The sequence below is a fragment of the Humibacter ginsengisoli genome (assembly GCF_054780095.1).
On record NZ_BAAGWZ010000006.1, the window covers coordinates 282,323 to 298,325 of the forward strand.

General features: G+C 68.0%; 16 protein-coding genes. 2 read left to right on the top strand and 14 right to left on the bottom strand.

Annotated features, from left to right (window positions below):
- Positions 1-7 precede the first annotated feature (7 nt).
- Positions 8-1,048 (top strand): AI-2E family transporter, encoded by a 1,041-nt coding sequence (locus ACYVI5_RS09665; protein ID WP_460579998.1) that lies wholly within the window; start codon positions 8-10, stop codon positions 1,046-1,048.
- 10 nt (positions 1,049-1,058) lie between these two features.
- Here ACYVI5_RS09665 and ACYVI5_RS09670 read toward each other — a convergent pair whose 3' ends face one another.
- The 10 genes from ACYVI5_RS09670 to ACYVI5_RS09715 form a co-directional block, all read right to left on the bottom strand.
- Positions 1,059-1,355: a hypothetical protein gene (locus ACYVI5_RS09670; protein ID WP_460530008.1), complete on the bottom strand. Its 297-nt coding sequence runs from the start codon at positions 1,353-1,355 to the stop codon at positions 1,059-1,061.
- A gap of 49 nt (positions 1,356-1,404) precedes the next feature.
- The gene (locus ACYVI5_RS09675; protein ID WP_460579999.1) at positions 1,405-3,141 is read right to left on the bottom strand and encodes a cation:proton antiporter; all 1,737 of its coding nucleotides are present in this window, start codon (positions 3,139-3,141) and stop codon (positions 1,405-1,407) included.
- Positions 3,142-3,159: 18 nt separating this feature from the next.
- A complete protein-coding gene (locus ACYVI5_RS09680) occupies positions 3,160-3,741 on the bottom strand; it encodes a lysozyme family protein (protein WP_460580000.1) in 582 nt (193 codons plus the stop codon).
- A gap of 278 nt (positions 3,742-4,019) precedes the next feature.
- The gene (locus ACYVI5_RS09685) at positions 4,020-4,562 is read right to left on the bottom strand and encodes a DivIVA domain-containing protein (RefSeq protein WP_460580001.1); all 543 of its coding nucleotides are present in this window, start codon (positions 4,560-4,562) and stop codon (positions 4,020-4,022) included.
- Positions 4,563-4,645: 83 nt separating this feature from the next.
- Positions 4,646-5,659 carry a phosphatidate cytidylyltransferase gene (locus tag ACYVI5_RS09690; RefSeq protein WP_460580002.1) on the bottom strand — a complete coding sequence of 338 codons (1,014 nt, stop codon included), beginning with the start codon at positions 5,657-5,659 and terminating at the stop codon, positions 4,646-4,648.
- A 7-nt stretch (positions 5,660-5,666) separates the two neighbouring features.
- On the bottom strand, positions 5,667-6,221 hold the full coding sequence (gene frr / locus ACYVI5_RS09695; protein ID WP_460530022.1) for a ribosome-recycling factor: 555 nt from the start codon (positions 6,219-6,221) through the stop codon (positions 5,667-5,669).
- A gap of 69 nt (positions 6,222-6,290) precedes the next feature.
- On the bottom strand, positions 6,291-7,004 hold the full coding sequence (gene pyrH, locus ACYVI5_RS09700) for a uridine monophosphate kinase (RefSeq protein ID WP_460580003.1): 714 nt from the start codon (positions 7,002-7,004) through the stop codon (positions 6,291-6,293).
- 115 nt (positions 7,005-7,119) lie between these two features.
- The gene (tsf, locus tag ACYVI5_RS09705; protein ID WP_460580004.1) at positions 7,120-7,947 is read right to left on the bottom strand and encodes a translation elongation factor Ts; all 828 of its coding nucleotides are present in this window, start codon (positions 7,945-7,947) and stop codon (positions 7,120-7,122) included.
- Between the two features lie 38 nt (positions 7,948-7,985).
- Entirely contained in the window at positions 7,986-8,957 is a 972-nt protein-coding gene (gene rpsB, locus ACYVI5_RS09710; RefSeq protein ID WP_460580005.1) for a small ribosomal subunit protein uS2, read from the bottom strand.
- A 258-nt stretch (positions 8,958-9,215) separates the two neighbouring features.
- The gene (locus ACYVI5_RS09715; RefSeq protein ID WP_460580006.1) at positions 9,216-10,709 is read right to left on the bottom strand and encodes a sugar porter family MFS transporter; all 1,494 of its coding nucleotides are present in this window, start codon (positions 10,707-10,709) and stop codon (positions 9,216-9,218) included.
- A gap of 166 nt (positions 10,710-10,875) precedes the next feature.
- Here ACYVI5_RS09715 and ACYVI5_RS09720 point away from each other — a divergent pair, with 166 nt between their 5' ends.
- Positions 10,876-11,466, top strand: a complete 591-nt coding sequence (locus tag ACYVI5_RS09720; RefSeq protein ID WP_460580007.1) for a murein hydrolase activator EnvC family protein — start codon at positions 10,876-10,878, stop codon at positions 11,464-11,466.
- A 244-nt stretch (positions 11,467-11,710) separates the two neighbouring features.
- Here the strand turns inward: ACYVI5_RS09720 and ACYVI5_RS09725 are convergent, their stop codons facing one another.
- Genes ACYVI5_RS09725 through ACYVI5_RS09740 form a run of 4 tightly spaced genes read right to left on the bottom strand, consistent with a single transcriptional unit; the run spans position 11,711 to position 15,935 of the window.
- Positions 11,711-12,616, bottom strand: coding sequence for a tyrosine recombinase XerC (locus ACYVI5_RS09725; RefSeq protein WP_460580008.1), 906 nt, complete (start codon positions 12,614-12,616; stop codon positions 11,711-11,713).
- Positions 12,617-12,661: 45 nt separating this feature from the next.
- Positions 12,662-14,038, bottom strand: a complete 1,377-nt coding sequence (gene dprA, locus ACYVI5_RS09730) for a DNA-processing protein DprA (RefSeq protein ID WP_460580009.1) — start codon at positions 14,036-14,038, stop codon at positions 12,662-12,664.
- Positions 14,035-15,570 carry a YifB family Mg chelatase-like AAA ATPase gene (locus ACYVI5_RS09735; protein WP_460580010.1) on the bottom strand — a complete coding sequence of 512 codons (1,536 nt, stop codon included), beginning with the start codon at positions 15,568-15,570 and terminating at the stop codon, positions 14,035-14,037. The genes dprA and ACYVI5_RS09735 overlap by 4 nt, the downstream gene beginning before the upstream one ends.
- A complete protein-coding gene (locus ACYVI5_RS09740) occupies positions 15,570-15,935 on the bottom strand; it encodes a YraN family protein (RefSeq protein WP_460530050.1) in 366 nt (121 codons plus the stop codon). The genes ACYVI5_RS09735 and ACYVI5_RS09740 overlap by 1 nt, the downstream gene beginning before the upstream one ends.
- Between the last annotated feature and the right edge of the window lie 68 nt (positions 15,936-16,003).

The following is a 16,003-nucleotide window of genomic DNA, read 5'->3' on the forward strand; positions in this document are numbered from 1 at the left end:
GGACCGCGTGAAGATCCAGAACGCATTCCGGGTCGGACTGATCGGAACCCTCGGAGTCGGGCTCGGCGTTCTCATTCTCACGTCGATCGTCTCGTTGTCGACGATCCTCACCTATATCGGGGCGGCCCTGTTCCTTGCGCTCGGCATCGAGCCGATCGTGGCATTCCTGGAGCGGCGCAAGATACCGCGCTGGGCGGCAATCCTGATCGTGCTCGTCGTGCTGCTCGTGCTTCTCGGCCTGCTGCTGTGGGCGATCATTCCGATCATCGTCAGCCAGGGCACGAGCCTGGTGAAGCAGATCACGAACTTCGTGGAGAAGGGCACGTATCAGGAGTGGTATCAGACACTCCAGAAGCAGTTCCCGGCGGTCGACTTCGACAAGTCGCTCCAAGAGATCTGGGCGAACATCCAGAAGTCGGCCGGCAGTATCGGGGCGGGGATCCTGTCGGTCGGGATCGCCATCGTCTCCGGCTTCTTCGGCGCACTGATCGTCATCATCCTGACGATCTACTTCACGGCGTCGCTGCCGAACATCAAACGGGCCGCGTACGAACTGGTGCCTGCGAGCAAGCGCGGCCGGTTCGCCGACATCGCAGAGCAGATCACCGACTCTGTCGGCAAGTACGTGATGGGACAGGTCGCGCTGGCGCTGATCAACGGCATCCTCAGCTCGATCTTCCTCACCATCATCGGTGCGCCGTTCCCGATCCTGCTGGCCGTGATCGCTTTCCTGTTCTCTCTGATCCCGCTGGTGGGCACGATCTCCGGCTCGATCATCATCGCGCTGCTGTCGCTGCTGCTGGCCTCACCGCTGACCGCGCTCGTGGCCATCATCTACTACGTGATCTACATGCAGGTCGAGGCATATGTGCTGAGCCCGCGCATCATGAACCGTGCCGTGGCGGTGCCGGGCGCGGTCGTCGTGATCGCCGCGCTCGCGGGTGGCTCCCTGCTGGGCATCCTGGGCGCACTGATCGCGATCCCGGTCGCGGCGTCGATCCTGCTGATCATCAAGCAGGTCGTCATCCCACGGCAGAACGAACTCTGACCTCACGCCCTCACGCGATGCGCCAGCATCCGCTGTGCCAGTGCCGCCTCGCCTCGAGGTCGGCGGCGTCGCCCGTCACACCGTCGGCGCGCCACACGACCACGTGTGCGACGCCGGGTGCGATGACGCCGCCGCATCCAGGGCACGTGTAGCTCTTCGCAGCGGATGCCTCGCCCACCGGCTGCACATTCCACTCGCGTCCCCTGCGCACCTCGGTGCGGCGCCACCCGTCAAGGAGCCGGCTCAGATCCCCGTGCTCGGTGTGCGCCGGCGAGCCGCGCCTGCGGGATCGGTTGTTGCGCGGCATCCGCCCATTCTACGATTCGCCGGCCGGGCCGACCGGCAGCGGGCGTGCCTCACTCCCCCACGTCGCGGCGCTCCAGGCGAGCCTCCTCCTGGTCGAGCAACGCCTGCGCCTTGCCCAGCACCCGGGATGGATACGCGCCCTTCGAGCGCGCCTCCAGCAGAGCCTCGCGTTGCGCATCGATGGCGATCCGCAGCAGCAGCCCATACTGGGCGTGCGGGCCCACCGGGCTTTCGCCCTCGCGAATGGCCGCACGCTCCCACGTCGACTCCGCCAGCACACCGATGTCGTCGCGAAGCCGCTGCACGACATTCGGGTCCACCGACTGCCCCTCTGGCAGTTCGATGTGGGCCTCGTCGATGGCGTGGTCGGCGGCCTCGGCGATCTCGTCCAGAAGCGATGCCAGCTCGCGCGTGTCGGCAGTCGCGTCAGTTCCACGGATTCCGGTCAGCCTGATGATCCACGGCAGCGTTCCGCCCTGAGCCAGCAGCGACACGATGGCGACGACGAATGCGATCAGGATGAGCTGCGGCCGGTACGGCGTGTCGTTGGGCAGTGACTGCGCGGCCGCCAGAGTGACGACTCCGCGCATGCCTGCCCAGGTGAGCACCACCCCGTCGCGCCAGCCGACGTTGTTCTTCTGCAGGTCGACCATGTCGGCATCCCGCTGTGCTATCCGATGCTCGGCACGATCGGCGCGCTGCTGAATTCGATCGTCGTCGAAACGCTCCCGCCATGCCTTCATGCGTTCCCGGAGCGTCGACAACCGTTCGCGTCCGTCGTCGGCCCGGCCGGCGGCCCTGCGAACGCGCCACAGCACCGGGGCGACGATCAGGGCGCGCACGACCAGCAGCACGAGCACGACGAGCAGGCCCAACGCGAAGGTCTTGGGAAGTCCGATGTCCGGATGCTTCACAGATGCCTGCACCAGCCCGGTGAGCTGGCCGCCCATGATGAGGAAGACGCCGTTCTCGATCACGAAGGCGATCACGCGCCAGTTCACCTGCTCGCTGATGCGCGACTGCGCGCTGAACTTTCGCGCACCCTGGTGCCCCGAGTACAGGCCGGCCACGACGACCGAGAGTGCACCGGATGCCTGCAATGCCTCCGCCGGGATGAAGGCCGCGAATGGCACCACGAACGAGATCACGGTGTCGAGCACCGGCTCGGAGAACTTCGAACGCACCCACACGGTGACGAACCCGATCACCACGCCGACGACGATCGCCACGATCACCGACCTGGCGAAGTCGCCTACAACGCTCCACAGGCTGACGGATGCCGCGGTGGCGGCGATCGCGGACTTCAGCAGCACCAGCGCGGTCGCGTCGTTGACCAGGCTCTCACCCTCCAGCAGCGTGACGTCTCTCGCGGGCAGGCCCAGCCGCTTGGCGACCGCGGTCGCCGCGACGGCATCCGTCGGACTGACGACGGCCCCGAGCGCGATGGCCGCGGCGAGGTTCAGCTGGGGCAGCAGCGCGTACAGGATGAACCCGATGACGACAGCGGAGATGACCACCAGCACGACGGAGAGCATGCCGATGCCACCGAGATTGCGCCGAAAGTCGACGATCGGCACCTGTACGGCCGCGGCGTACAGCAGAAGCGGCAGGAGCAGGTCGAGCACGACCTCGGGGTTCAACGCGAGATGCAGCGCCCCCGGTACGAACGAGTAGCCGATGCCGATGACCACGAGCAGGATGGGCGTGGCAATGCCCATCTTTTTGGAGAACGCTGCCGCGGCGACGAGCACCACGATGCCGGCGATGACCAGAAGCGCGTACTCCATGCGGTCAGATTAGTGAGGCTAGTACCAGCCGGTCGACTCCGAGTGGTCCCAGGCACCGCAGGGGGTGCCGTAACGGCCGTCGACGTAGCCGAGTCCCCAATTCACCTGGGTGACGAAGCTGTTCTGCCAGTCGGGGCCCGCCGATGCCATCTTGCTGCCGGGAAGTGCTTGCGGGATGCCGTAGGCGCCGGATCCCGCGTTGTACGCGTAGACGTTCCAGTGAGACTCGCGATTCCACAGCGCCACGAGGCAGTTGAACTGGTCGTCGCCCATCCCTTGGGACGCGAGCACGCTCTTGGCATACGCCTGGGCGCTGCCGGGATCTGGTGTGCCTGCAGCGGGTGCACCGCCCGAGGATCCGCTGTCGGAGGAGGATGACGACGTGACGGTCGGCTTGACGACCGGCTTCGGCGCTTCCTTGGAACTGAAGGTGTCGATGCTGACGGTCTCTGCCGTGGCCTTGCCCGACACGTCGAGCTTCTGGATGGGCTGGTCGAGGAATCGGGAGTGCGCCGATGCGAACTCGGGAGACGCGGCTGCGCCGGAGTACGGATCCACGATGTTCACCAGGAAGAAACCGATGGCCGCGAGGAAGGCCACGCCGACGACGACGGGACGAGCACCGCGACGGAAACGCGTCCGCGACCGCCGACCGCTGGGACGGTGGCGCTCTACCGGCTCGGCCCGCTGAACCATCTGGGGTCGCCGATCAAACGCCTCCACCGTGTTTCGGGTTGGTGTCGGAGGCTCTGCTAGGTGTCGTACTCGCCTGCCCACGATCACACTACGATAACGAAGATCGTCCCAAGGGCAAAAGCGAAGCGCATGCGATTCGCTTCAAATCCGGGATTCTGGGTTTGCGAATGCCCTGATTCGAATCACCGCACGGCCAGCATCACGTCCACGACGGCATCCAGCAGAAGGTCCACCTGCGCCTCTCGGTACCCGTGCCGCTGCTGCCGGAAGACGACCGTTCGCACCTCCTCGACCGACATCGGCATGCCGTCCCGGAAGTAGCGCACCAACCGCTTCGCGAATCGGTCGACCTCGCGCTTGTTGTATCCGATGGTGAAGATGCTCGTGCGATCGAACCGGTGGGCTTCGGGGCGGCCCAGCCGGTTGAGTATGACCTGGGCCGTGCCGCGTGCCTCGTCGAGAAAGCGACGGTCCCCCAGCTCCTGGCGGGCCTCGGTGCGCTCACGTGCGGCGAAGGCGTCCTCGAGACGCTCCAGTGCCCCGTCGACCACGTCGGGCTGGTAGCCGCCGCGCTGCAGCGCGAAACCGGTGCGACGGATGTCCTCGGCCGTGAGAGGCACGTCGGGATCGCCCTCGTAGGCGCGCCGGGCGAGCCGCAGGAACCGGTCGACCTCTTCGGGGTCGTATCCGCGTTTGCTGCGCTTGACGGTGGGAAACGTGGCCACGGGCTCATTCTCTCAAAACGGATGGTGTGCACCTCACAGCGAGCCGTGGGCGCGTGGCGGCTCAGGGCATCCGGAGCCCCCTGCTAGCGGAACAGCGGCTCGAAGACGACGTACAGCACGTAGGCGAGGGCGACAGAGGGCAGGATCGAGTCCAGGCGGTCGAGGAATCCGCCGTGTCCGGGGAGCCATGAGCTCATGTCTTTGATGCCGATGTCGCGTTTGATCAGCGATTCCGTGAGGTCACCCACGGTCGCGGACACCAGGATCAGCGCACCGAACACGAGCCCGAACCACCAGGGCGCGTGCAGCATGAAGATCGCAAGGACGACGCCGGCGACGAGTGCGGTCGCCGCGGCCCCGGCGAATCCCTCCCAGGTCTTCTTCGGACTGATCGTGGGCGCCATCGGATGCTTGCCGAACGACAGTCCCGCGGCATACGCCCCGGTGTCTACCGAGACGACGACGATGAGCGCGGCCAGAGTCCACCACTGCCCGTCGGGTTGCGCGACGAGCAGCACGGAGAAGCACGCCAGGAACGGCACGTACAGGATGGCCAGCGCGGATGCCACGAGGTCGCGCACGAGTGCCGGTGCGCCCACCCGCCTGGACGACGGCAGGCCCTCCGCGATGCGCCACAGCCAGAGGAACAGGATGCCGGCGATGGCCACCACCCACTCCCCCGACGCGTGCAGGTAGTATGCGGCAGGCACGAGAACGACGCCGACGACCGTGAGAGCGATGCGCGGCACCCGGAGCCCCGCGATGCGCAGGGCCGTGGCGAACTCGAACCCGGCGAAACCGGCCAACGCCGCGGCGAAGACCATGAAGATCTCCTTGACCACGATCAGGCTGACGAGCAGCAGTGCGCCGCCCACCAGACCGATCAGGATCGCGAAGATGAGGTTGCGGCCCGTGCGCTGCCGGATCTTCTCATTCGTGGCATCCAGCTGCGCTTTGGTCGCCTGCACCTGGGCCTGGACCTGGCGCTCGAGGTCGGCGCGGCGGTCGCGGATGCGGCGCCCGAACGGCGACGGTTCCCCGCTGTGACGCGCGCCGTCGTCCGGCGGTGGCGGGGATGCGTCGGGCGGCAGGGTCATCTCAGGCTCAGACCTCGAGGAGTTCGGCTTCCTTGCGCCCGAGGGCGTCGTCGACCTGGTCGATGTGCTTCTTCGTGATCGACTCCAGCTCCTTCTCGGCGCGCGCCACCTCGTCGTCGCCGACCTCCGACTTGAGCGCGTCGAGCTCGTCCTTCGCCTTACGACGGATGTTGCGGATCGACACGCGGGCATCCTCCGCCTTCCCGCGCACGATCTTCACGTACTCCTTGCGCCGCTCCTCGTTGAGCTCGGGCATCGTGACCCGGATGATCGTGCCGTCGTTGTTCGGCGTCGCACCGAGGTTCGGGGCGGCGACGATCGCCTTCTCGATCTCCTTCAGCGCCGACTTGTCGTACGGCGTGATGACGAGCGTGCGCGCCTCAGGGTTCTGCAACGAGGCCAGTTGCGCCAGCGGGGTGGGCGTTCCGTAGTAGTCCACGAGGATGCGCTGGAACAGCTGCGGGTTCGCGCGCCCGGTGCGCACGGTCGAGAAGTCGTCCTTGGCCACGTCGACGGCCTTCGTCATGCGCTCTGTCGCCGCGGCGAGTGAGTCAGCGATCACCTGTCGCTCCTTCGTTCGTAGGGGTCAGGTCAAGCTTAGGGCCGCCGGGGCCGGGCATCGGGCGACTGCTCAGCCGCCGACGATCGTGCCGATCTCCTTGCCCAGGATGGCCGCCGTCACGCTGCCCTCCGGCTCGATGCCGAAGATCTGCATCGGCATCGCGTTGTCACGGCACAGGCTGAGCGCCGTCGCGTCGATCGCCTTGAGATCGCGTACGAGGGCGTCCTGATAGGTGATGCGCTCGAGCTTGATCGCCTGGGGGTTCTTGCGCGGGTCGTCACTGTAGAGGCCGTCGACGCCGTTCTTGGCCATCAGCACCGTGTGTGCACCGATCTCCAGGGCGCGCTGCACGGCGACGGTGTCGGTGGAGAAATAGGGCAGCCCGGCGCCGGCGCCGAAGATGACGACACGGCCTTTCTCCAGGTGCCGCTCGGCACGGCGCGGGATGTAGGGCTCCGCGACCTGCGTCATGCTGATCGCGGACTGCACGCGCGTCTCGGCACCCGCCTGCTCCAGGAAGTCCTGCAGCGCGAGCGCGTTCATCACGGTGCCGAGCATTCCCATGTAATCCGCGCGTCCGCGGTCCATGCCGCGCTGGCTGAGCTCGGCGCCGCGGAAGAAGTTGCCGCCGCCGACGACGACCGCCACCTCGACGTCTTCGGCTGCACGTGCGATCTCGCGCGCGACCGAGCTCACCACGTCGGGGTTCACGCCGAGGGCGCCGCCGCCGAACGCCTCACCGGACAGTTTGAGAAGGACCCTCCGTCTCGTGGCAGTTGGCATGTGGCGAGTCCCTTCTCGAGCGTGTACGGAATCTAACGTAATGGCGGCCGGTTAGACGCAGCGCACAGAAAAGGAGTCCGGATCGATGGACGATCCGGACTCCCCTTCATGCTGCTTAAGCGCCGACCTTGAACCGGGCGAAACCGGTGATCGTGATGCCCGCGTCGGACGCGACCTTGCCGACGGTCAGCTTGTTGTCCTTGGCGTAGTCCTGGTCGAGCAGTGAGACCTGCTTGAAGTAGGCACCGAGGCGGCCCTCGATGATCTTCGGCAGAGCGGCCTCCGGCTTGCCCTCGTTGCGCGAGATCTCTTCGACGATGCGGCGCTCGTTCTCGACCTTCTCGGCAGGAACGTCGTCGCGTGTGAGGTACTCCGGGTTGGCGAACGAGATGTGCTGTGCGATGCTGCGCGCCGTCTCTGCGTCGTCGCCGGTGTAGGCGAGGATGACGCCGACCTGCGGAGGCAGGTCCTTCGACGTGCGGTGCAGGTAGATCGAGAACGCGTCGCCGTCGAGGCTCGCAAAGCGTCGCAACTCGACCTTCTCACCGAGGATCGCGGCCTCGTCGTTGATGACGTCGGCCACGGTCTTGGTGGCAGCAGGTGCTGCCAGCGCCTCCTCGAGCGTCGTGGCGCCCGCCTCGACGACGGCCTCCTCGACCCCGCCCGCGAGGGCGATGAACTTGTCGTTCTTCGCGACGAAGTCGGTCTCGCAGTTCAGCTCGAGCATGTAGGCGCGACCGCCGTGCTCGCGGGCCGTCACGAGGCCCTCGCTGGTGGAGCGGTCCGCTCGCTTGGCGTTACCCTTTGCGCCCTTCAGACGCAGGATCTCGGTGGCCTTCTCGATGTCGCCATCGGCCTCCTCGAGCGCCTTCTTGGTGTCGACCATGCCGGTGCCGAGCTGCTCGCGCAGCGCCTTGATGTCGGCGATGCTGACGTTTGCCATGGTGGTGTGAACTCCTGAATGAAGAGAAAGAAGGTGGACTACTTGGCTTCGGCGGCTGCGCCCTCGGCGGCCTCATCCGCCTCGACGACGGCCTCGGCCTCGGCATCCGCACCCTCGGCATCCGCCTCGGACTCGGTGGCCTCGACCTGCTCGGCCTCCTCGTCGACGATGGCGGCAGCCTCCGCCTTGCTCTCGGCGAGGTCGGCGTCTGCGCGCCTGGCAGTCTCGGCGCTGGACTGCACCGCGCCGTCACCGGTCTCCAGCAGCTCGCGCTCCCACTCGGCCAGCGGCTCCGCGCCTTCCTCGCCCTCCTCGGGCTTCTGGTGGCGCTGGATGAGACCCTCGGCCGCGGCGTCGGCGACGATGCGGGTGAGCAGCGACACGGAGCGGATCGCGTCGTCGTTGCCCGGGATCGGGTACTGCACCTCGTCGGGGTCGCAGTTGGTGTCGAGAATGGCGATCACGGGGATGCCGAGCTTGCGCGCCTCGTCGATGGCGAGGTGCTCCTTCTTGGTGTCGACGACCCAGATCGCGCTCGGAGTCTTGCTGAGGTTGCGAATGCCGCCGAGCGACTTGTGAAGCTTGTCGAGCTCGCGCTTCTTGATCAGCAGCTCCTTCTTGGTGAAGCCGCTGGTGGTGCCCTCGAAGTCGAGCTCCTCGAGCTCCTTCATGCGTGCGAGACGCTTCGACACGGTCTGGAAGTTCGTGAGCAGACCACCGAGCCAGCGCTGGTTCACGTACGGCTGGCCGACGCGCTGCGCCTGCTCGGCGATGGCGTTCTGGGCCTGCTTCTTGGTGCCGACGAACAGCACGGTGCCGCCGTGGGCGACGGTCTCCTTGACGAAGTCGTACGCCTTGTCGATGTAGGCGAGCGACTGCTGGAGGTCGATGATGTAGCTGCCGCTTCGCTCCGTGAGGATGAAGCGCTTCATCTTCGGGTTCCAGCGTCGGGTCTGGTGTCCGAAGTGCACGCCGCTGTCGAGCAGCTGGCGCATCGTGACGACGGCCATGGCCGTTCTCCTTGTCTCAAGGCTCTGCGGCGCGGGGCTGCAACATGCCTTGGTCGGTTTCTTCGCGAGAGCCGGACGGCCCCGCGCCTAGCGCTCGACAGGAATCCGCCTCGACCGGAGTCGAAGACCGAAGGATTCCTGTGCCGATTGGCGAAGGCTCCGAGCGAATCGGGGCTCCACCGGCGAACGGGCACGCGTAGTCACCCCGACTCGGCGGGGTGCCCGATCATCATAGCAGCAGCGAGACGACGCCCGAGTTCAGCCGGCTTCTGCGTGCTCGCGGTGCAGGCGCTTGAGCTTGGACTTGTCCTCGAGCTCGAGCCCGGTGATCTCCGGCAGGGCGGCGAACACGAACCAGAACGACAGTGCGGCGAACAGCGCGAAGCCCGCGTAGACCCAGCCGAGTCCGACCGCCTGGCTGAGGATCGGGAACAGCAGGGTGACGAGGAAGTTGAAGACCCAGTTGAAGGCCGCAGCGATGCCAAGGCCGAGGCCGCGGATCTTGTTCGGGAACACCTCGCCGAGCACGACCCACATCACCGGGCCCCAGGTGGCGGCGAAGAAGATGACGAACAGGTTGGCACCGATCAGGGCGATGACGCCCCACGGCTGCGGCAGCGTCACCGTGCCCCCGGAGGTGTGCGCCTGGGAGAACGAGATCGCCGCGAGCACGAGCCCGACGAACATCCCGGCGGAGCCCCAGAGCAGCAGTGCCTTGCGTCCGACCCGGTCGACGAACAGGATCGCGACGAACGTGAGCACCACGTTGATCACTGACGTGATCACGGAGGTGACGAACGAGTCGCTGGAGCTGAAGCCGACCGACTTCCACAGTGTCGTCGAGTAGTAGAAGATCGCGTTGATGCCGACCAGCTGCTGGAAGGCGGCCATGCCGATTCCCACCCAGAGGATGGGTTGCAGGCCCAGGGCCTTTCCGCGCAGGTCGCGGTAGCGGGCGCGGCGCTCACTCTCCAAGCTCTCCTCGATCTCATCGATGCGCTTGTCGATGTCGATTGCGCCGGTCACCTCCCGCACAACCGTTCTCGCGTCGTCTCGCCGCCCCTTGCGCAGCAGGTATTGCGGCGATTCGGGGATGGAGAGCGACAGGATGCCGTAGACCACGGCGGGGACGACGCCGACGAGAAGCATCCAACGCCAGGCCGGCAGCCCGAACCAGAGTGCGCGCATCGCGTTCCCTTCGGAGCCGGCAAGCGCGGCATCCGACAGAAGTGCCAGGAAGATCCCGAGCGTGATCGCCAGCTGCTGCAGCGAGCTGAGGCCACCGCGCAGCTTCGCGGGTGCGATCTCGCCGATGTAGGCCGGCGCGATGACGGAGGCGATGCCGATGGCGAGTCCGCCGATGAATCGCCACGACATCAGGAACCAGTCGGCGAATGCGAGCCCGGATGCGATCGAGCTCGCCACGAACAGGATGGCCGCGAGCAGCATGACGGACTTGCGACCCCAGGCGTCGGCCAGCTGCCCCGCGAACCACGCGCCGACCGCGCAGCCGATCAGAGTGATGGCCACCGTGAAGCCGATGGCCGCCGACCCCAGATTGAACGTGTGCTGGATCGAGTCGACCGCGCCATTGATCACGGACGTGTCGAATCCGAAAAGCAGTCCGCCCAGCGCCGCCGATATCGTGACACCGAGCACCTTGCCGGTGTGCGCGGTGCCCATCTTGGAACTGGCGGCCGCGACCGGCCCGCTCTCTGCCTCGTCCTGCTCGTTCGTCTGACGGTCTGACATCGAGATCGCCCCCCTCGCTCTCTCGTTGGCACGCCAACAGTTAGCACGCTAACACCACGGGGTCCGGCAGGGCGTCTTCCCCTCCCCCGCGGCCGTGCCCGGCGGTCCATCCACAGCGCGCCATCCGCCGCCCTTTCCGGGCAGCGTTCGGTGTCAGGATCTCGTCATGTCGTCGCCGCGCCGTCTCATCGCAACCCGAGCGGTGAGCGCCGTCGCGGCGGCGACGCTGGCGCTCGCCCTCACCGGCACCCCCGAGCCGGCGAGCGCGAGCCCTTCCTCGTCTGGTTCCGTGGCTCGCCCGCCTGCCGCCTCACCGACATCGGTCTCGACCCCGGCCGTCCAGCAGGATGCCGGATGGGTGTGGCCGGTTGCGGGGCCCCGCACCGTCCTGCGCCCCTACGAGGCGCCGGCATCCCGTTACGCGGCCGGACATCGCGGTATCGACATCGTAGCGCCGCCCGGCGCTTCGGTGCTCGCCCCGGAGTCGGGAACCGTTCGGTTCGCCGGTGTCGTCGTCGACCGGCCCACCGTCACAGTGCAGGCAGGGCCTGGCGTGCTGATCAGCATCGAACCCGTCGCCACGACGCTGTCGGCCGGCGACGCCGTGACTCGGGGTGGTGCGCTCGGAGCGGTTGCGACGGGCGGGCATTGCGATGCGAGGTGCATCCATCTCGGCGTGCGAGTCGACGGCGAGTACGTCTCGCCGATGCGGTACTTCGGCGGGGTGCCGCGCGCCGTGCTGCTTCCGTTGAGGTGACTGCCGAGCTTCCACCGCAGCGTCAGAGATCTCGCGGGATCGGCCGGCCGGACCGAGTCGAGTGCACCGGGCGGCCGGACCGAGTCGAGGCACCGGTTCTCGCGCGAGGGCGCCCCGCATTCGGACACGCGTGCAGCGGTTCAGGCGCGAGGGCCGCCCGCGTTCGGACACGCGTGCAGCGGTTCAGACGCGAGTGCGGCCCGCGTTCGGACAGGCGTGCAGGTTCAGAGTCGAGGGCAGCGGTTCAGGCGCGAGGGTGCGCCCTCTGGTAGCTCTCCTTGAGTCGTTCCGCCGATACGTGGGTGTAGATCTGCGTCGTGCCCAGGCTGGCGTGGCCGAGCAGCTCTTGCACCGCCCGAAGGTCGGCCCCGCCGTCGAGGAGATGCGTTGCGGCTGTGTGTCGAAGAGTGTGCGGTCCCGAGGGTCCAGAGCCGGGGAGTTCCTCGAGCAGGGAAGAGACGAGCCGGTACACCGTCCGCGTGCCCAGTCGTCCACCCCGAGCACCGAGGAACAGCGCGGCGGCGTCGGACCTGGTCGCGAGTGCCGGGCGTGCGGTGCGCAGATAGTCCACGATGGCGTTCAGCGCGGGCACGCCGAACGGTACGACTCGCTCCTTCGACCCCTTGCCGGTGACACGCACCGTGAGACGGTCGAGGTCGACGTCGTCCACGTCGATGCCGGTCAGTTCGGAAACCCGCAGGCCCGACGCGTACAACAGTTCGACCACGGCGAGGTCGCGCAGGGCACCGGGCTCGCCTCCGGCGGCTCTCGCCTTCAGACTGTCGAGCAGAGTGGATGCCTGGCCTCGCGTCACCACTCGCGGGAGCCTCCGGTCTGCTTTCGGAGCACGGAGGCGACGACCGGCATCCGCCGGGGCCGCTCCCGACCGTTCCAGCCAGGCGGTGAAGCCGCGGGCAGCAGCAGCCCTGCGCGCTATCGACGCCTTCGCGAGGCCGTCCTGCTGAGACCTCCAGAGCCAGTCCCTCAGCAACGGAAGCCCGAGGTCGCAGGGTGACTCCGCTCCCGCGTGGTGCGCGAAACCGGCGAGCGACCGCAGGTCGGAGCCGTACGCCCGTACCGTGCTCGGGGAGTATCCGCGCTCGGTGCGCAGATGCGACTCGAAGTCTGCGATCGCCTCTTCCCACGACATGCTTCCAGCTTGGTCCCGCACGAACCCGCGGTCGGCGCGACACTCTCAGGCGCGACGTGGAACGGCCCGCCAGCCATCGGCATCCTCCCGCACTCTGGCCTCGACCTCGAGGGCGCCGAGCACGCCGATCACCACACCCATCGCCAGACCGGATCGGGCGGCGATGTCTCCTGGCGGGCGCGACACCCTCGTGCCGAGCGCATCAAGTACGCGCACCGTTTCGGGGCTATCGCGCGTTGAGCCCTCGCCCATCGCATCGACTCCGTGGGAGCCGGCCCCGCTCGCAGGGCTTTCCGATCCGGTATGGTCGGCCGCTCCTCGGATGCCGCGTGGGCGCGGCGGGGCGAGTTCGGCGATCTCCTTGGCGTTGGTGACACAGACGGCGTCGTACTCGCGCAGCAGTCGGTGACATCCCGCGGAAGCCGGCGATGTGACAGGTCCGGGAAAGGCGCCGAGTGGCCGGCCGAGGGCCGAAGCGTGCCCCGCGGTGTTGAGCGAGCCCGAGCGGGCCCCGGCCTCCACGACCACTGTGGCGTCGCTGCACGCTGCGATCAACCTGTTCCGCTGCAGGAACCTCCATTTCGTGGGTGCCGCACCGCACGGCAACTCGGACAGCACCACGCCGTCCTGGGTGATGCGACGCAAGAGGTCGTCGTGACCTGCCGGGTAGAAGCGATCGACCCCGCCGGCGAGGAACGCCATTGTGAGCCCGCCCGCCGCCAGAGCGGCGCGATGGGCCATTCCGTCGATTCCGTATGCGGCACCGGAGACGATCGCAAACCCGAGTTCGACGAGACCCGCGGATGTTTCGCCCGCCACGTGCTCGCCGTACCCGGTGGCCGCGCGAGCGCCGACGAGCGCCACGCCGGCACGCTCCTCGGCGATCAGGGCCGGATCCCCGCGCACCCACAGGGCAATCGGTGCGTATGGGCCGAGGTCGTCGGCGCCCATGGGCCAGGGTCCGCGCTCGCTGCCGGGTACGAGCATCCGGGCGCCGACGTGTGCCGCCAGCAGCAGAGCGCGCTCCACGTCTCCTGAGCGCATCCGGGGACGCCAGCGGTCGAGCCCGGCCCTCAGCTCGGCCGAGTCGATCCCGGGCCCTCTCGCCGCGTCCGTCGCACTCTGCGGCTCATCAGTCACACCGCGTGAGGTGCCGGAGAGGTCCGGGGACGCGGGAGATGCACCGGCGGTTGTGCGACTCCGTGCATCGCCCAGCGCGAAACGCAGTGCCTCGGCGGCGCCGTGCTCGGCGATCAACGCTCCCGCCGTGCCGTCACCGGGCTCTGTGATCACGGACCACGCTGCGCGTGCGAAGCGATCCGCCACCTGCCGGTCATCGAGGTCGACGTGCTTCTCCCGAGACCAGCAGACGCTGGTGACGAGTTCCCTCACGTGTACCTGATCGAGTCCGAAGACGGTCATGTCGCGATTCCCCTTCTGAGGTAGAGGGCGGTATGGATGTGCTCGGCGGTGGGCCGCTCCGCCCCCGCGACATCGGCGATCGACCAGGCGAGGCGCAGCGACCGGTCGTAGCCACGCATCGTGATCGCTCCGCGCTCCAGCGCGCGGTCGAGCACCGAGGTTGCACCGCGTGGGAGCATCCGGGCGCTCTCACGAAGCCATGAACCTGGCACCTGAGCGTTCGCACTCCACGGCGTGCCGGCCAGGCGGGCGGCGGCCGCTTCGCGCGCCCTCACGACCCTCGAGCGGGCTTCGGCGGTGCTGGTTCGGGGAATCTCTGCAGCGAGCTTCAGTTGCGCCGCCGTCACCCGGCGGACATTGAGCCGGATGTCGACGCGGTCGAGCAGCGGACCCGAGATCTTGCCCAGGTACCGGCGGATGGCCGAGGGCGCACAGGTGCACTCGGCGTCGCCGACGTTGTACTGGCCGCACGGGCACGGGTTCGCCGCCATGATCAATTGGAAGCGGCCGGGGAACGTCGCCGTCGCGTTGGCGCGGTGAATGCGGATCTCGCCCGACTCGAGCGGCTGGCGCAACACGTCGAGCACAGAGCTCGGGAACTCTGGCGCCTCGTCGAGGAACAGCACCCCGTGCGCTGCCCTTACGGCCGCTCCCGGACGGATCTGCCCGCTGCCGCCGCCCACGATCGCGGCCGCGGTGGCGGTGTGATGCGGAGCCTCGAAAGGCGGTCGGGTGACCAGGCCGGTGACGGAGCCTCCGGCCAGAGAGCGGATCGAGGTGGCCTCGAGCGAGGCATCCGTTTCGAGGTCGGGAAGGAGCCCGGGCAGCCGCTCCGCCAGCATCGTCTTGCCCGCGCCGGGCGGTCCGAGCAGGAACATGTGGTGCCCGCCTGCGGCAGCGATGATGAGCGCCTCGATAGCCTCCTCGTTGCCGACGACCTCGGCGAGATCCGCGTGTGCCGCACCGGTGTCATCCAGTGCCGCCGTCGACGTCCACGCCTCGACCGGAACCGGATCGAGGTCGGCTCCGTGCCGGATCGCCGCATCGCGCAGCGACGCCACAGGGATGACCTGCATTCCGGGCACGAGGCTCGCCTCCTCCGCATTCGCGGTCGGCACCATCACCCGGTGGAGGCCGGCGCGAGCTGCACCGATGACCGCCGGAAGCACGCCGGGCGTCGGCCGCAACCTTCCGTCGAGCCCGAGCTCCCCGAGATGGACGGTGGATGCCACCGAGTCTGGCGGCACGTCTCCGGCGGCAGCGAGCGCGGCCAGGGCGACACCCAAGTCGAACCCGCTGCCGTGCTTGGGAAGCGCCGCTGGCGACAGGCTGACCGTGAGCTTGCGGGACGTGATCGGCAGGCCGGAGTTCGACGCGGCGGCACGCACACGATGGCGGGACTCGCCGAGCGCCGCATCCGGAAGGCCGATGACCGAGAACGCCGGCAGCCCCGGCGAGATGTCAGCCTCCACGTCGACGATGTGCGGAGTGAGGCCCACAAGGGCTATGCCCCTGGTGTGCGCGATCGCCATCAGCACACTCCGATCAGGTGCTCGATGACGACGTCGGCATCGGCGATGCCGGCGGGGGCCAGCACGGCAATGGCGTCGATGCGCAACGACCGCGGAGGGTGCGCGGATGCCTCGCACCAGAGCCCGGCAAGCAGGCGCAGCCTGGCGGCCTTCACCGGTGTGATCGCGTCGAACGGATGCCCGTACACGGTCGAGGAGCGCGTCTTCACCTCGACGACCGCCAACTCGCCGCCGCGCTCGGCGACGATGTCGATCTCACCCTGCGGGCAGCGCCAGTTGCGCTCTATGACGCGGTATCCGCGCGCCTTGAGGTATCGGGCCGCGAGCTCTTCACCGCGCCTGCCCAGTTCGTCCTTCTTCGCCATCGGGTGCCTCCGCCGACAGCATGTCGGGAAGGAGACGGGCGAAATCGCGTGGGAGCGCCGGGTCGGGA

Excerpts from the sequence above, each read along its gene's own strand:
- ACYVI5_RS09720 (WP_460580007.1), top strand. The coding sequence starts at position 10,876 with ATGTCGTCGCCGCGCCGTCTCATCGCAACCCGAGCGGTGAGCGCCGTC.
- ACYVI5_RS09690 (WP_460580002.1), bottom strand. The coding sequence starts at position 5,659 with ATGACCCTGCCGCCCGACGCATCCCCGCCACCGCCGGACGACGGCGCG.
- rpsB (WP_460580005.1), bottom strand. The coding sequence starts at position 8,957 with ATGGCCGTCGTCACGATGCGCCAGCTGCTCGACAGCGGCGTGCACTTC.
- ACYVI5_RS09740 (WP_460530050.1), bottom strand. The coding sequence starts at position 15,935 with ATGGCGAAGAAGGACGAACTGGGCAGGCGCGGTGAAGAGCTCGCGGCC.
- pyrH (WP_460580003.1), bottom strand. The coding sequence starts at position 7,004 with ATGCCAACTGCCACGAGACGGAGGGTCCTTCTCAAACTGTCCGGTGAG.
- tsf (WP_460580004.1), bottom strand. The coding sequence starts at position 7,947 with ATGGCAAACGTCAGCATCGCCGACATCAAGGCGCTGCGCGAGCAGCTC.
- ACYVI5_RS09670 (WP_460530008.1), bottom strand. The coding sequence starts at position 1,355 with ATGCCGCGCAACAACCGATCCCGCAGGCGCGGCTCGCCGGCGCACACC.
- ACYVI5_RS09725 (WP_460580008.1), bottom strand. The coding sequence starts at position 12,616 with ATGTCGTGGGAAGAGGCGATCGCAGACTTCGAGTCGCATCTGCGCACC.
- ACYVI5_RS09675 (WP_460579999.1), bottom strand. The coding sequence starts at position 3,141 with ATGGAGTACGCGCTTCTGGTCATCGCCGGCATCGTGGTGCTCGTCGCC.
- dprA (WP_460580009.1), bottom strand. The coding sequence starts at position 14,038 with ATGACCGTCTTCGGACTCGATCAGGTACACGTGAGGGAACTCGTCACC.
- ACYVI5_RS09715 (WP_460580006.1), bottom strand. The coding sequence starts at position 10,709 with ATGTCAGACCGTCAGACGAACGAGCAGGACGAGGCAGAGAGCGGGCCG.
- ACYVI5_RS09735 (WP_460580010.1), bottom strand. The coding sequence starts at position 15,570 with ATGGCGATCGCGCACACCAGGGGCATAGCCCTTGTGGGCCTCACTCCG.